The sequence below is a fragment of the Bradyrhizobium sp. LLZ17 genome, assembly GCF_041200145.1.
GTDB lineage: Bacteria > Pseudomonadota > Alphaproteobacteria > Rhizobiales > Xanthobacteraceae > Bradyrhizobium.
The window spans coordinates 315582-329790 of sequence record NZ_CP165734.1; the positions used below are offsets into that span (position 1 = coordinate 315582).

Genomic DNA, 14209 nt, shown 5'->3' on the forward strand with positions numbered 1-14209 from the left:
CTCCGCAGCGCACCGTTAGGAACCAGTTCCGCCTGCCGAAGTTAGCGTCCACGAAAACGGGTGCGGACTGCGTAGCCGCGGTCAAGGAGATAGCGATGACGATCCTGAAATGGGCGCTGATTTTCCTCTTGATCTCGATCGTGGCCGGCGTGCTCGGCTTCACCGGCATCTCGGCCGCATCCGCCGATGTCGCCCGCTTCCTGTTCTACGTCTTCGTCGTGATCTTCCTGGTGCTGCTGATCCTGGGGCTCACAGTCTTCAGGGCGTAGCTTCCCACGTTGCCACGTACTCAATCGTCATGCCCGGGCTTGTCCCGCCTGCGCCGCCGAAGCCGCTTCGGCGAGGCGAAGGCCCGGGCATCCACGTCTTTCGTATCGGCAGCGGTCAAGAACGTGGATGGCCGGGACGAGCCCGGCCATGACGATTGGCATACAGCGCCGGCTTACCCCACTTCCTCGATTTTCACCTTGTCCGGATAGAAGGCGAGATGGCCGGAAATCTCGGTCATCGCGGGGAAGGGCGTCTCGTAGGTCCAGATCGCGTTCTCGAGCGTGTTGCCGCCGGCCTTGATGCTGTAATAGCTCGCCTCGCCCTTGTAGGGGCAGTGGGTGGTGCGGTCGGTGCGCTCCAGCAGCGCCATGTTGGCGTCTTCCCGCGGTACATATTGCACCGCCGGATATTTGGCCTCCTTCAGCGTCAGCGCCTTGGCGCTATCCGCGATCACGATATCGCCGGCCGTCACGCGGACGCGCCGGGGGTTTTGGGTGATGGTGATGGGATGGTCCGGGCCGGGAAGCTTCATGATTCACGCCTTTTCGATCAATCTGCCGTGCGCGGCACTTTGTCGTGCCTTTATCCTGCTGGAAGCGGGAATATAGTGGGTCGGTGCGTGACCTAGAAGACCGTTCACGCTAAGTTTGGCCGCCGGTCCGGGGACCCCGGCAGCGATTCCAGGCCGAGACTGATTCGAAAGCTGAGAGAGAAGGAGCGAGACCCGAATGCCAATGGACGCCCACGATATCGAGGCGATGATCAAGGCAGCGATCCCCGATGCCGAGGTGACCATCCGTGACCTCGCCGGCGATGGCGACCACTATGCCGCGACCGTGATCTCGGAATCCTTCCGCGGCAAGTCCCGCGTCCAGCAGCATCAGATCGTCTATCAGTCGTTGCGCGGCCAGATGGGCGGCGTGCTGCATGCGCTGGCGCTGCAAACCGGGGTACCTGGACCCGGGGTGCCGGGCACTTGAGCTGACCAGCATCTGATCTGATCGCGCTGCGGGGGAACGAGGATGGCTGCGGACAATCCGCGCGGCGCGATGTTTCGCGTGATCGTGCCGAACCAGCCGAGCCGCGTCACCAATGCGGAGCTGTTCTTCGACCTCGTCTTCGTCTTCGCGATCACGCAAGTCTCGCATACGCTGCTGCACCACTTCACGCCGCTCGGCGCGGTCGAGGTCACGCTGCTGTTTCTCGCAGTGTGGTGGGTGTGGGTCTACACGGCCTGGGTCACCAACTGGCTCAACCCCGAGTTGACGCCGGTCCGCATCCTGATCTTCCTGATGATGCTGGGCGGCCTGGTGCTGTCGACGACGATCCCGACCGCGTTCGAGGGCCGCGGGCTCTGGTTTGCCATCGCCTATGCGGCCATGCAGGTTGGACGCACCGCGTTCTGGCTGTTCGCAACCCCGCGCCATCGCACCGCGGTGCGGCACAACGCGATCCGCATCCTGGTCTGGCTCTGCGGCTCCGCGATCCTCTGGATCCTGGGCGGTCTGGCCCATGGCGAGGCGCGGCTGTGGTTCTGGGTCGTGGCGTTGACGATCGAATACGTCGCGCCCGCGGTTCGGTTCTGGGTCCCCAAGCTGGGCTTCTCGTCGGTCGAGGCCTGGGCGGTCGAGGGCGGCCACATGGCCGAGCGCTGCTCTCTCTTCGTCATCATCGCGCTCGGCGAGGCCGTCGTCGTCAACGGGGCGACCTTTGCCGAATTGGACTGGACCGCGGACAATATTCTGGCCTTCGTCTCGGCGCTGGTCGGCAGCATCGCGATGTGGTGGGTCTACTTCCACAAGGGCGCCGAGGCCGGCTCCGAGCGGATCTCGAAGGCTGCTGAGTCGGGTCGGCTAGCGCGGCTCGCTTACACCTATCTGCACATGCCGATCGTCGCCGGCATCATTCTGACCGCGGTCGCGGACGAGCTGGTGCTGAAGCATCCGACCGGGCATTCCGACCTCCGGACGATCGTGAGCGCGGTCGGCGGGCCGCTGGTGTTCCTGGTCGGCACCATCCTGTTCAAGCATTCGATCCGCGGCTTCCTCCAGCTCTCGCACGGCATCGGCATCATCCTGCTGCTGGCGCTGTCCTGGTTCGCCGCCGATCTTTCGCCGCTTGCGCTGTCGGTCGCGACCAGCGTGATCATGATCGTCGTGGCGGTGTGGGAATCGGCGTCGCTGGGATCGAGGCCGGAAGAGGCGGCGGAGCGCTGACCGCGGCTGGGGGCGATCACATGTAGCTTTCTGCGCGCCTCGTCCTTCGAGACGACCGCTTCGCGGTCTCCTCAGGATGAGGCTAAGCAGCAATCGCAGCCCGTTGAAACTGCTGCCGCACACCCGGTCCTCATCCTGAGGGCCCGCCAAAGGCGGGCGTCTCGAAGGATGTGCCGCAAGGAAACCGCTCTCCAATAATCCTCCGGCTGGCCGCTCTAGCGAAGCGGTGGAGCGTTTACTCCGCCACCTCCAGTGCGTGCACAGAGAACATTGTCGCTGCGTCCGTCCAGCTCTCGCGCACCCGCCAGCCGGCGCCTTGCGCCAGCGCGGCGAAGCGCTCGAGGCTGTATTTGTAGCTGTTCTCGGTGTGGATGCTCTCGCCCGCGCGGAACGAGAAGCTGGTCCCGAGCAGGCGGACGGTCTGGCTCTTCTTGCTGATCAGATGCATCTCGATCCGATGCCGCTCGCGATTGTAGATCGCGCGATGGGTGAAGGCGGAGAGGTCGAAATTGCCGCCGAGCTCGCGGTTGATCCGCACCAGAACGTTGAGGTTGAAACGCGCGGTGACGCCGGCCGCATCGTTATAGGCGTCGTGCAGCACGCGCTCCTCCTTTTCGAGATCGGCGCCGATGATCATTTGTGCGCCCTCGCCGAGAATCTTGCGTGCGCTCTTCAAAAACGCCTGGGCCTGCTCCGGCTCGAAATTGCCGATCGTGGAGCCGGGGAAGAAGCCGACCTTCGGCATCGACGCGACCGCCTCCGGCAGCTCGAACGGGGTGGTGAAGTCGGCCGCGACCGGATAGATGCCGAGCGAGGGAAAATCCCGCTTGAGGCCGTTGGCCTGCGCCTTCAGGAAATCGCCGGAGATATCGACGGGCACATAGGCTGCGAATTTGCAGTGCCTGAGCAGCAGGCGGACCTTTGTCGTGGCGCCTGCACCGAATTCGACCAGGGCCGCATGTTCCGGAATGATTTTCGCGATCTCGCTGCCGCGCTCCGTCAGGATCGCAAGCTCGGTGCGCGTCGGATAATATTCCGGCAGGCGCGTGATCGCCTCGAACAGCTCCGAACCCGTGGCATCGTAGAAATATTTCGGCGACAGCTTTTTCGGCTGCTGCGACAGGTCCTCGATGGCCTCGCGGGCGAATGCGGTGGTTTGCTCGTCGGGAAGATGGGCTTCGGCCAAAGCGCTGGCGTGCACATTCATGATACTCTCCTGAACGCGCTGTCCGGCGCGCATTTGTCGGATCAGAATTCTTACTGGTAGTCGGCGAGCCGCAACCCCGTGAATTGCCAGCGGTGGTGCGGATAGAAGAAGTTGCGATAGGTGACACGGCTGTGACCGTCGGGCGTCGCGAGCGATGACCCGCGCAGCACCAGCTGGTTCACCATGAACTTGCCGTTGTACTCGCCGAGCGCGCCTTCGATGGCGCGATAGCCGGGGTAGGGGGAGTAGGAAGATCGCGTCCACTGCCAGACGATGCCGAAAGCGTCGTTGAGCTGGCCTGCGCGAGCGGCAACCTCCCATTCCATCTCGGTCGGCAAATGCTTGCCCGCCCAGCGCGCGAACGCGTCGGCTTCGTAATAACTGACATGGCAGACCGGTGCGCTGAGATCGACCGGCTTGAGGCCGGCCAGTGTCATCGCATGCCACTCACCGCCGATCTCGCGCCAATGCCCCGGGGCGTCCCAGCCCTCATTGCTCACGGTGGCAAAGCCGTCCATCAGCCACAGCGTCGCGGTCCGATAGCCGCCGTCGCGCATGAAGGCCTGCCATTCGCCATTGGTGACCAGATTGCGGGCGATCCTGACGGGACCGACGAGAGCGCGATGCGCCGGCTTCTCGTTGTCGAAATGAAAGCTGTCGTCGACATGGCCGACGGTATGGATACCCTCGTTCAGCGTCAGCCAATCCTCGGCGGTTCGCGTCGAAGCCGGAAAACGCCAATCCGGATCATAGGCCGGCGGAAGTGGGTTCTGCGCAAACGCGTGCAGGATGTCGGTGAACATCAATTCCTGGTGCTGCTGCTCGTGATTGAGCCCGACCTCGACCAGCGGCGCGATCCCCGAAGCTTGTCCTCGCCGGCCTCGCGGAAGAATTTGACGACGGCCGCATCGACATATCTGCGATAGGCGCCGACCTGATCGGCGCTGGGCCGGGTGATGTCGCCGCGACGATGGCGGGAATGACGGGGGCCGGCGCTGACGTAATAAGAATTGAACAGAAATGCGAAATCGGGGTGAAAGGGCCGATAGCCAGGGGCGTGCTCGCCGAGCAGGAATTGCTCCCAGAACCAGGTGGTATGCGCCCGATGCCATTTCGTCGGGCTTGCGTCCGGCATGGACTGGATCTGCTGGTCCTCGGGCGACAGCGGCGCGGCCCGGCGTTCGGTCTCGCCGCGGACGGTGACAAACGCGTCCTGAAGCCGCTGGGCGAGGTCACCCGGGCCGGAAGATGGTGACGAAAGCGCGGGGGCGGCCGTGGCGGAGGCTTGTTTCGTCACGTTTTTCTCCAGACAGGACAAGAGAACGTTGTTGGCGTTGCCGGGTTCCAAAACCAAGGTTCGTCCTAGATAGGGGCTCCGTTACGGTATGAAAGTCCTCCTCCTCGATGATATTAGTGTCATCAGCCCATGGCCGGGACCGGCTGTCCGGATCTCGTCGCCGCCATTTTACTTTGGATGCACAACGGTTTGGGCTACATATATAGGCAGGTATCGGGTTAGATCGGCCGAGCCGGCCCGAAGAGATTGGTCTGGGCTCGGCCCCAGAAGGACATGGATATGAGCATCGAGGAATTTATCGCCAACGAAGTGAAGTCGAACGACGTGGTTCTGTTCATGAAGGGCACGCCGCAATTTCCGCAGTGCGGTTTCTCCGGCCAGGTCGTCCAGATCCTCGACCATATCGGCGTCGGTTATAAGGGCCTCAACGTCCTCGAGTCCGCCGAGCTGCGCAACGGCATCAAAGACTATTCGAACTGGCCGACCATTCCGCAGCTCTACGTCAAGGGTGAGTTCGTCGGCGGCTGCGACATTGTCCGCGAGATGTTCCAGGCCGGCGAATTGCAGCAGCTCTTCTCCGAGAAGGGCGTCGCCGTCGCGGCCTGACGCTTGGCCACGCTGACGCGCCGGATTGGCGGCGCACAGCTCGAGGTCATCGTTGCCGACATCACCACGCTGAGCGTTGACGCCATCGTCAACGCGGCCAACAACTCGCTCCTTGGCGGCGGCGGCGTGGATGGTGCGATCCATCGGGCGGCCGGGCCTGATCTCCTCGCCGAATGCCGGATGCTCCACGGCTGCCAGACGGGCGACGCCAAGATCACCAAGGCCTATCGGCTCAAGGCAGCGCATGTGATTCACACCGTCGGGCCGGTCTGGAACGGCGGCACGCTCGGCGAGGACGATCTGCTCGCCTCCTGCTATCGCCGTTCGATCGAGCTTTGCGGAAAGCTCAAGCTGAGATCGGTGGCATTCCCCGCGATTTCGACCGGCGTTTTCCGGTTTCCTGCCGACCGCGCCGCCGATATTGCGGTGCGCACGACAATCCAAATGCTGCCCGCGGCGCCGTCCGTCACCCATGTCGTGTTTTGCTGCTTCTCCGAGCCGAGCGCCAGGCTCCATGCCGAGGCGCTTGCGCGGCACGGTGGGCCTTGTACCTGATGGCGCGGTCAGTACACTCCTCTCGGCCATGTTCCGGGGAGGGGATATGATTTTACGTTCTGGATTGCGCTCGTTGGTCTGCGGCACTCTGGCATCGCTGGCCGCGATCTCGCTTGCGCGCGCTGAGGGCACCTACGAAATTCCAGCCGGCGCGCATTTCAATCAGGAGAAGCTCGCCAAGATCAGCGACTTCTTCAAGAACGAGGTTGCGACCGGCAAGATCGCCGGCGCCACCGTGCTGATCCAGCAGCACGGCAAGCCGGTCTACCACGAAGCCTTCGGCGTGCAGGACGTGGTCAGCAAGGCACCGATCACTGACAAGACGATCTTCCGCCTGTTCTCGATGAGCAAGGCGATCACGTCCGTGGTCGCGGTCCGGTTGATCGAGGACGGTACGATCAAGCTCGACGATCCCGTCTCGAAATACATCCCGTCCTTCGCCAATGTGAAGGTCGGCGTCGAGAAGAAGGCCGAGGACGGCACCAAATCGCTTGAGCTGGTGCCGCCGAACCGGCCGATGACGGTGAAGGATCTGATGACCCAAACGTCGGGCATCACCTACGGCTTCTATGGCGACAGCCTCGTGCGCCAGGCCTATCGCGCAGCCAATATCTATGCCGGCGATTTCGATCTTGCCGAGTTCGCCGAGCGCATCGCAAAATTGCCGCTGCACAACCAGCCCGGCGCGCTATGGCAATACGGCCATTCCACCGACATCCTGGCGCGTGTCATGGAAGTTGCAACTGGCAAGCCGCTGCTGGATATCGAACGGGAGAAGCTGCTCGGCCCGCTCGGGATGGTCGATACTGGGTTCTTCGTCACCGACCCCGAGAAGCGAAAGCTTCTGGCGCAGCCGGTGCCGAACGACAGCGATTTCCGGGTTGGCCGGATCAATGATCCGACGGTCGTCAAGAAAATCCAGTTCGCCAGCGGCGGCATGGTCACCACGATGGCCGATTATGAGCGCTTTACGCAGATGCTGCTCAATGGCGGGACTCTCGATGGCAAGACCATCCTCAAGCCCGAGACGTTCAAGCTGATGACGACCGACCAGATCGGCCCGAACTCGGGCGTCGATCGCGATTATTTCTACTTCCCCGGCGACGGCTTTGGCTTTGGCCTCGGGCTCGCGGTCCGCACCGATCCCGGCAACGCCAAGCCGCCTCCGCCCGGAGATCTCGGCGAACTGAAATGGGACGGCGCCTCCGGCTGCTATTTCGTGGTCGATCCCAAGCAGGACATGTTCTTCGTCCTGCTGGAGCAGACCCCGACCGAGCGCCAGCGCGTGCAGCGGACATTGAAGCAGTTGATCTATGAGGCCATGGAGAACTGAGGCTCTCGTTGGAGCCGTTCTCGTTGCCGCCCTCGCCCTGCTGGTCGGCGCGACCCGGCCGGTCCGTGCCGAAGCGCCGGTCGCGCGCAGCTTCTCGACCGCGGGACTTGCGCGCGTCAGCGCGTTTCTTCGCGGCGAGGTGGCGGTCGGCAAGATTCCCGGCGCGATCCTGTTGATCCAGCAGCACGGCAAGCCCGTGCTCTCCGAGATGTTCGGACTGCGCGATGCGAAGGCGGCGCGGCCGATGACGAATGACGCGATCTTCCGCCTCTATTCGATGTCGAAGCCGATCACCTCGGTAGCGGCGATGATGCTGGTGGACGATGGCAGGCTCGCACTCGACGATGCTGTCGCGAAATACATTCCGGCTTTCGCGGATGTGCAGGTTGGCGTTCCGCAGGCCGACGGCAAGCTGGCGCTCCAGCCGCTCGCGCGGCCGATCACGGTGCGCGACCTGCTTCGACATACCTCTGGCATCACCTACGGATTCTACGGCAGCAGCCCCGTGCGCAAGCTCTATGCGCAAGCCGGGCTGTTCGACGGCGATCCGGACAATGCGCAATTTGCCGAGCGACTCTCGCGCCTGCCGCTGGCCGAGCAGCCGGGGACGCTCTGGGACTATGGCCATTCCACCGATGTGCTCGGCCGCGTGATCGAGGTTGCAGCCGGCCTGTCGCTCTATCGATTCGAGAAAGAGCGGCTGCTCGATCCGCTGGGGATGCGGGATACCGCGTTCTTCGTCGCCGACGATGCCAAGCGATCGCTGATCGCCGAGCCCTTGCCGGGCGACTGGTTCGATCATCCCGTCGCCGGCATCAAGGAGGCGACTGCGCCGCATCGCTGGGAATCCGGCGGGGCCGGGATGGTGGGCACGATCGGCGACTATGCGCGCTTCGCGCAGATGCTGCTCAATGGCGGTGAGTTCGAGGATCGACGCTATCTCAGGCGCGAGACGCTCGCGCTGATGGTGTCGGACCAGATCGGCGAGGCAACCGGAGTGAGGAAGGATCCCGAATTCTACTTTCCCGGGGCCGACAGCGGCTTCGGCCTGGGCTTTGCCGTTCGTACGCGAGCCACGCCACTGCTTCGGGCGGGCGAGTACCGTTGGGACGGTGTCGGCGGCACCTTCTTCTTCATCGATCCCGCCGACGACATGTTCGTGATCTGCATGATGCAGTCGCCGTCGCAGCGCGGTCCGATCCAGGACGACTTGAAGCGGCTGATCTATCAGGCGATGGCGCGCTGATCTCGGATTGGCGTAGCCCGGATGGAGCCAAGCGCAATCCGGGGCGGTCTCACCAAGCGAACAGAACCCGGATTACGCTCCGCTCCATCCGGGCTACAGACTTACGCTCCGCGCACGATCTCGCGCACGTAGCCGATCGTCTCCTCGATCTGGCCGGTATTGACATCAAGATGCGTGCAGGCGCGGATGCGGCCGTCCATCATTGCGAGCGTCACGCCGCGCTGGCGGAGTGCCGCGACCATCTTGTCGCCGGGAATACCGGCGCCGTCGGGTTTGAAGAACACGAGATTGGTCTCGGGCTCCTGCACCTCGACGCCTGCGATCTGCGACAGTCCGCGGGCGAGCGCGCGGGCATTGGCGTGGTCGTCGGCAAGGCGGTCGACGTGATGGTCGAGAGCGTAGATGCAGGCTGCCGCACAGATTCCGGCCTGCCGCATCGAGCCGCCGAGGCGTTGCTTCCATTGCCAGACCGCATCGACGAAGGCGCGCGAGCCCGCGAGCACGCCGCCGATCGGCGCGCCCAGGCCCTTGGAGAAGTCGATCCAGGCCGAATCCCAGCCGGCGGTCATATCGCGCGGCGAGATGCCGCTCGCGACGGTGGCGTTCAGCAGGCGGGCGCCGTCCATGTGGGTGACGAGGCCGTGTTGCCTGGCGATCGCGACGATCTCGTCGAGCGCGGCCTTCTTCCAGATCGTGCCGCCGCCGATATTGGCGGTCTGCTCGACGCTGACGACCGTCTGCGGCGGCTGGTAGCGCGTGCGCGGATGCAGCGCCTTGCGGAACGTCTCCGGCGTGAACTGGCCATCGGGTCCCTTTAATTGCGTGACCTGGAAGCCGCAGATCGCGGCATGCGCACCGCCTTCGCGCGCGATGATGTGCGCGCTCTCATGCGCGAGAATCTCGTCGCCGGGACGGCAATGCACCAGCGTCGCGGTGACGTTGCACATCGTGCCCGACGGCATGTACACGGCGGCCTCCTTGCCGAGCAACGCGGCGACGCGCTCGCACAGCGCATTCACGGTCGGATCGTCGCCGACCTGCTCGTCACCGACCTCCGCCCGCGCCATCGCCTCGCGCATCGCGGGCGTCGGCTTGGTCTGCGTGTCCGACAGCAGATTGATGCGCACCGGCGGCGCTTTGGGATCAACGGGGGAGGGGTGTAGAGCATGCGATGCCTCCTGAAGCAGGACGGCCACTGACGTGGCTCTTAAGCAAAAAGGCCCCGGCGAACCGGGGCCTTTCGATAATCAGATCTTAGCGCGAATAGAATTCGACGACCAGATGGGGCTCCATCTGCACCGGGAACGGCACGTCGGAGAGGCCGGGGATGCGGATGTATTTCGCGGTCATCTTGCCGTGGTCGACTTCGAGATAGTCGGGCGTGTCGCGCTCGGGGAGCTGACTTGCCTCGAGAACATGGGCGAGCTGCTTGGAGGCTTCCTTCACCTCGATGACGTCGCCGAGCTTGACCTGGTAGCTCGAGATGTTGACCTTGCGGCCGTTCACCTTGATGTGGCCGTGGTTGATGAACTGGCGGGCGGCGAAGATCGTGGAGACGAACTTGGCGCGGTACACGACCGCGTCGAGACGGCGCTCCAGCAGACCGATCAGGTTCTCGCCGGTGTCGCCCTTGAGGCGGCTCGCCTCGACATAGATGCCGTGGAACTGACGCTCGCTGATGTTGGCGTAGTAGCCCTTCAGCTTCTGCTTGGCGCGGAGCTGCACGCCGAAATCGGAGAGCTTGCCCTTGCGGCGCTGGCCGTGCTGGCCGGGACCGTACTCGCGGCGGTTGACGGGGCTCTTCGGGCGGCCCCAGATGTTCTGGCCCATACGGCGGTCGAGCTTGTACTTGGCTTCACTGCGCTTAGTCATCGCGTCCTCTGTGGGTTCACGGTTTGAGGAAACGCGCCCTCCTGTGTGACGGGCAAGCCCGGCACCGACAGGTCCGATCCCCAAAGCATAGAGGGCAGGACCACGGGTCGCGAAACAATTCGCGGGCCGAAATCGGCCCGCGAGCAAGCGGCTTTTAGGGGAGATTGGCCCGTTCTGTCAATGCGAATAGCCGCGAAATCAGGTCCCGACGGCCCGGATCGGCTTTGGGCCGGTTGCGCGCAATTCGGCAGCGATTTCAGTGTTCAGGACCTGTTCCAGCCGGGTCAGGACCCGGGCGATCGGGGCGCCGTCGGTCACGCGGTGGTCCCAGCGGATCACAACTTGGATGGTCTGGTCCGGCTCGACCACCCCATAACTGACGATGAAGGGGCCGGGGGTGATGGGGTGAAGCTCGCCGCCGCCATAGGCGGCCACCGAGCTCACGGCGAAGCTGCCGAACCAGTTGCCGCGCTGCCGGCCGAAATTCAGGCCGATCGCCCAGGACAGGCGCCGCAGCGGCAGCGGCAGGCGGGTTGCCCGCATGATCTTGCGGAACATCGGGACCTCGTCGATGGGTGCCGTCTTGGCGCGCCGGATATCGGCATCGATCGCGGCCAGCGCCATGGTCTCGGGAGCCGCGATCTGCTGCGGCATCACGCATTCCTCGCCGCCCTCGACCCGGGCGACGGCCACCAGCGCCACGCTCTTCGGCAGCTCGTAGAGCATCGGCCATGGCCATTTGGCGTAGACGGTGCGCAGGACCGGCTCATCCCTCGCAACCAGGGCGAAGGCTTTGACGAACATCGCGGCCCAGCCGGCCGGGGCAGCCGCCCCGGCGCGGGCCTCGAGCAGCGGACGGATATTGAGGGAACGGGATAGCGAGACGAACGGCACACCCATCGAGGCGCGCATGAGGTCGATAATCAGGCGACGCGGCAGCGAAATCTTGTTTGGTTGACCGCGCATCGTTCTCCGGTTCCGGCAAGGCTGAAATAAGTGCGGGGAGGAGCCGCCCGCGCGCTGCGTGCTTTAGCATGAACCAACCCGCTTGGGGCCGGCCGGTTCGCCGCATCAGGGGGACGGCGAGGCAAACGGCTTGATTCCGGTGTCGACAAAAAATCTAACTTATATCAATGACTTATGCCGCAGGTTTGGGACCGCTCAGCGCCTGATCCCCTCGAACGCCGCCATGATGCCGCGCTGGAACAGCGACCAGTCGAAGCCGAGCGCGATGGCGCGGTAGCCGCGGTCGATCAACGCGTTGGCCTGGTCTGGGGTGCGGGCGACCCCGCCAATCGGGACGCCGCTCTTGAGGATGCCGGCCTCGGCGCGCGCGATCAGCTCCAGCAATTCCGGATCGTCCATCTGGCCGCGCTTGTTGATGGAGGTGGCGAGATCGCCGGGACCGATCACTGCGACGTCGATGCCGGGCGTGGCCATGATCTCGTCGATGCAGTTGACCGCGTCGACATGCTCGATCGTGATCATGCAGATCATCTCGTCGTCGGCGCTGGCCATATAATCCGGCATCGATTGGCCCCAGCGGAACGGTGCATGGAAGGGACCCCACAGACGATCGCCGCGCGGCGGGTAGCGTACGCTGCGCACCGCCTTCTCGGCATCGGCGCGATTGGTGATCATCGGAAAATTGATGCCAAAGGCGCCGATATCCATCGGAGCTTTGGCAAGCCATGGCTCGTTGGCGGCGATCCGCACCAGCGGCGTGCAGGGCGTGCCGGTCGTGGCAGCGATCATCGCATGCGCTTCGGTCAGCCCGATCGGCCCATGCTCGAGGTCGACGATGATCCAGTCGAGCGAGCGCGCCATGATCTGCACCGTCTGCACGCTCGGGATGGTCGCGATCGCGCCGAAGGCGGGCGCCCCTCGCGCCAGAGCTGGCGGAGACGGTTCAGCGGCGGAGTCGGGACCGACATGGGATGACCTGAATGGGAGATGGCGACGGCGGAGCCTAGCAGCGCGCCGGAGAGCCGCAAAGTCAGGCGAGCACGCGGCCGCCGAAGAACGGCGTCAGTGCCGCTGCGAGACCGTGCGTGCGGTTCGAGGTGAAGATCATCTCGGCTCCCGGCTGCGCGATGCCGCTGCTGGGCGGTCCGAGCACATCGGAGACACGGCGCGCGATCGCGGGCGCCGGATCGATCCAGTCCACCGGCCAGGGCGCCAGCTTCTTGAACCGGTCGAGCAGCAGCGGATAATGCGTGCAGGCGAGCACCACCGTATCGGTGCGCGCGCCTGCGTCCGCGGGATCGCCGACGAAACAGGGCGCGAGTTCGGCGAGAATGTCGCCGTCGCTGATCGGTTGACCGCCGAGCTCGCGTTCGGCGAGCGAAGCGAGTTCGGGCGAGCCGACCAGCGTCACCTCGCAGCCTTGCGCGAAATCGCGGATCAGCGCGTGGGTGTATTCGCGTTTCACCGTGCCCTTGGTGCCGAGCACCGAGACGCGGCGGCTCTTCGATTGCGCGCAAGCCGGCTTGATCGCCGGCACCGTGCCGACGAAGGGCACGGAATAGGCGGCTCGCAGGTGCGACATCACCAGGGTGGAGGCGGTGTTGCAGGCGATGACGACGAGATCGGGATCGTGCGTGCCGATCAGCTCGCCCATCAGCGGCACCACGCGGGCGATGATCTCGTCCTCGCTATGGTGGCCGTACGGGAAGAAGGCGTCGTCGGCAACATAAACATAATGCGCGTCGGGGCGCGCGGCCACGACCTCGCGGAGCACCGTGAGCCCGCCTAGGCCGGAATCGAATACCAGGATCGTCGGGGAATAAGTCACGCCGTCACCCTATCACTGCATGGTTACCATTCGGTTTTTAGGGCCGTTTTGCGGCGGCGGCCTGGGAGGCTGATTTTGGAACTATTCCATTTCGTGATCGCCGCATATTCCCGTTATCAGCAGTGATGTCGCGCTGCGGTTCTGGGGCACCCGCAAGTTCTTTGGGGGGAGCTGACATGATCAGAAATACCAATGCCGGTTGGGGCAGTGTCGCCCGGTGGCTGCACTGGATTTTGGCGCTGGCGATCGTCGGGACCATCGCCTTCGGCTGGTGGATGAACCACATCCCGGCGCGTCCCGACAAGTTCTTCTATCGCTCGATCCATGCCGATATCGGCTATTCGATCCTGCTGCTCACGATCATCCGCCTGGTCTGGCGCGCCTTCAACCCGACGCCGGCCATGCCGGCCGAAACCTCGCGGTGGCAGAAGATCGCCGCCCATGTCAGCCATGGCGCGCTTTATCTCGTCGTCATCCTGGTTGCGATGCTGGGCTGGGCGCATTCCGGCGCGCGCTCGCCCAATTACTCGGACTTCTTCGGCCTGTTTCACGTGCCGCAATTCACCTCTCCGGACAAGGCGGCAGCTGACGCCTACGAGGAGCGCCACATCTTCTTTGCCTATGTGTTGCTGGTCTTGATCGCGGTTCACGTGATCGCAGCCCTCTGGCACCACTTCATCCGCCGCGACCGCGTCGTGGCGCGCATGGTGACAGACGAGGTGGGGTAGTGACGCGCTCTCTCCACATCGTCATTGCGAGCGTAGCGAAGCAATCCAGAAATCTTTCCGCTGAGGCGGTCTGGATTGCGTCGCT

At 64.2% G+C, this 14209-nt stretch carries 14 protein-coding genes and 2 pseudogenes; 8 read left to right on the forward strand and 8 right to left on the reverse strand.

From position 1 onward, the window contains the following. The first annotated feature begins 95 nt into the window (after positions 1 to 95). Positions 96 to 269, forward strand: coding sequence for a DUF1328 domain-containing protein (locus AB8Z38_RS01465; protein WP_220002954.1), 174 nt, complete (start codon positions 96 to 98; stop codon positions 267 to 269). A gap of 173 nt (positions 270 to 442) precedes the next feature. On the opposite strand, the gene AB8Z38_RS01470 is transcribed toward AB8Z38_RS01465, so the two are convergent. Next, positions 443 to 802, reverse strand: a complete 360-nt coding sequence (locus AB8Z38_RS01470; RefSeq protein ID WP_369722735.1) for a DUF427 domain-containing protein — start codon at positions 800 to 802, stop codon at positions 443 to 445. 196 nt (positions 803 to 998) lie between these two features. On the opposite strand from AB8Z38_RS01470, the gene AB8Z38_RS01475 reads away from it, so the two are divergent. Next, a complete protein-coding gene (locus AB8Z38_RS01475; protein ID WP_369722736.1) occupies positions 999 to 1250 on the forward strand; it encodes a BolA family protein in 252 nt (83 codons plus the stop codon). Positions 1251 to 1292: 42 nt separating this feature from the next. Further along, on the forward strand, positions 1293 to 2486 hold the full coding sequence (locus AB8Z38_RS01480) for a low temperature requirement protein A (RefSeq protein ID WP_369722737.1): 1194 nt from the start codon (positions 1293 to 1295) through the stop codon (positions 2484 to 2486). Between the two features lie 235 nt (positions 2487 to 2721). Here the strand turns inward: AB8Z38_RS01480 and egtD are convergent, their stop codons facing one another. Both egtD and egtB read right to left on the reverse strand, forming a co-directional pair. Then, positions 2722 to 3693: an L-histidine N(alpha)-methyltransferase gene (gene egtD, locus AB8Z38_RS01485; protein WP_369722738.1), complete on the reverse strand. Its 972-nt coding sequence runs from the start codon at positions 3691 to 3693 to the stop codon at positions 2722 to 2724. A 50-nt stretch (positions 3694 to 3743) separates the two neighbouring features. After that, positions 3744 to 5041 (reverse strand): annotated as a pseudogene (gene egtB, locus AB8Z38_RS01490) (ergothioneine biosynthesis protein EgtB). A gap of 228 nt (positions 5042 to 5269) precedes the next feature. Here egtB and grxD point away from each other — a divergent pair. The 4 genes from grxD to AB8Z38_RS01510 are packed head-to-tail and all read left to right on the forward strand — an operon-like array spanning position 5270 to position 8730. Next, positions 5270 to 5596, forward strand: coding sequence for a Grx4 family monothiol glutaredoxin (gene grxD, locus AB8Z38_RS01495; protein WP_007602294.1), 327 nt, complete (start codon positions 5270 to 5272; stop codon positions 5594 to 5596). A gap of 3 nt (positions 5597 to 5599) precedes the next feature. Then, complete coding sequence (locus AB8Z38_RS01500) at positions 5600 to 6151, forward strand: O-acetyl-ADP-ribose deacetylase (protein ID WP_369722739.1); 552 nt, start codon at positions 5600 to 5602, stop codon at positions 6149 to 6151. Between the two features lie 46 nt (positions 6152 to 6197). Beyond that, complete coding sequence (locus AB8Z38_RS01505; RefSeq protein ID WP_369722740.1) at positions 6198 to 7484, forward strand: serine hydrolase domain-containing protein; 1287 nt, start codon at positions 6198 to 6200, stop codon at positions 7482 to 7484. Continuing rightward, positions 7465 to 8730, forward strand: a complete 1266-nt coding sequence (locus AB8Z38_RS01510) for a serine hydrolase domain-containing protein (RefSeq protein ID WP_369722741.1) — start codon at positions 7465 to 7467, stop codon at positions 8728 to 8730. Before AB8Z38_RS01505 ends, AB8Z38_RS01510 begins: the two co-directional genes overlap by 20 nt. A gap of 101 nt (positions 8731 to 8831) precedes the next feature. Here AB8Z38_RS01510 and AB8Z38_RS01515 read toward each other — a convergent pair whose 3' ends face one another. The 5 genes and pseudogenes from AB8Z38_RS01515 to murI all read right to left on the reverse strand — a co-directional run bounded on the left by AB8Z38_RS01515 (position 8832) and on the right by murI (position 13396). Beyond that, positions 8832 to 9926, reverse strand: coding sequence for a low specificity L-threonine aldolase (locus tag AB8Z38_RS01515; protein ID WP_369722742.1), 1095 nt, complete (start codon positions 9924 to 9926; stop codon positions 8832 to 8834). 58 nt (positions 9927 to 9984) lie between these two features. Beyond that, a complete protein-coding gene (rpsD, locus tag AB8Z38_RS01520) occupies positions 9985 to 10602 on the reverse strand; it encodes a 30S ribosomal protein S4 (protein ID WP_369722744.1) in 618 nt (205 codons plus the stop codon). 198 nt (positions 10603 to 10800) lie between these two features. Beyond that, positions 10801 to 11568 (reverse strand): acyltransferase, encoded by a 768-nt coding sequence (locus tag AB8Z38_RS01525; protein WP_369722745.1) that lies wholly within the window; start codon positions 11566 to 11568, stop codon positions 10801 to 10803. A gap of 195 nt (positions 11569 to 11763) precedes the next feature. Next, positions 11764 to 12536 (reverse strand): annotated as a pseudogene (locus AB8Z38_RS01530) (HpcH/HpaI aldolase/citrate lyase family protein). A 62-nt stretch (positions 12537 to 12598) separates the two neighbouring features. Then, positions 12599 to 13396 carry a glutamate racemase gene (gene murI, locus AB8Z38_RS01535; protein WP_369722746.1) on the reverse strand — a complete coding sequence of 266 codons (798 nt, stop codon included), beginning with the start codon at positions 13394 to 13396 and terminating at the stop codon, positions 12599 to 12601. A gap of 176 nt (positions 13397 to 13572) precedes the next feature. Here murI and AB8Z38_RS01540 point away from each other — a divergent pair, with 176 nt between their 5' ends. After that, a complete protein-coding gene (locus tag AB8Z38_RS01540; protein WP_369722747.1) occupies positions 13573 to 14124 on the forward strand; it encodes a cytochrome b in 552 nt (183 codons plus the stop codon). Positions 14125 to 14209 lie beyond the last annotated feature (85 nt).

Excerpts from the sequence above, each read along its gene's own strand:
- AB8Z38_RS01505 (WP_369722740.1), top strand. The coding sequence starts at position 6,198 with ATGATTTTACGTTCTGGATTGCGCTCGTTGGTCTGCGGCACTCTGGCA.
- AB8Z38_RS01475 (WP_369722736.1), top strand. The coding sequence starts at position 999 with ATGCCAATGGACGCCCACGATATCGAGGCGATGATCAAGGCAGCGATC.
- AB8Z38_RS01480 (WP_369722737.1), top strand. The coding sequence starts at position 1,293 with ATGGCTGCGGACAATCCGCGCGGCGCGATGTTTCGCGTGATCGTGCCG.
- rpsD (WP_369722744.1), bottom strand. The coding sequence starts at position 10,602 with ATGACTAAGCGCAGTGAAGCCAAGTACAAGCTCGACCGCCGTATGGGC.
- AB8Z38_RS01540 (WP_369722747.1), top strand. The coding sequence starts at position 13,573 with ATGATCAGAAATACCAATGCCGGTTGGGGCAGTGTCGCCCGGTGGCTG.
- AB8Z38_RS01525 (WP_369722745.1), bottom strand. The coding sequence starts at position 11,568 with ATGCGCGGTCAACCAAACAAGATTTCGCTGCCGCGTCGCCTGATTATC.
- AB8Z38_RS01510 (WP_369722741.1), top strand. The coding sequence starts at position 7,465 with ATGAGGCCATGGAGAACTGAGGCTCTCGTTGGAGCCGTTCTCGTTGCC.
- grxD (WP_007602294.1), top strand. The coding sequence starts at position 5,270 with ATGAGCATCGAGGAATTTATCGCCAACGAAGTGAAGTCGAACGACGTG.
- AB8Z38_RS01470 (WP_369722735.1), bottom strand. The coding sequence starts at position 802 with ATGAAGCTTCCCGGCCCGGACCATCCCATCACCATCACCCAAAACCCC.
- egtD (WP_369722738.1), bottom strand. The coding sequence starts at position 3,693 with ATGAATGTGCACGCCAGCGCTTTGGCCGAAGCCCATCTTCCCGACGAG.
- AB8Z38_RS01465 (WP_220002954.1), top strand. The coding sequence starts at position 96 with ATGACGATCCTGAAATGGGCGCTGATTTTCCTCTTGATCTCGATCGTG.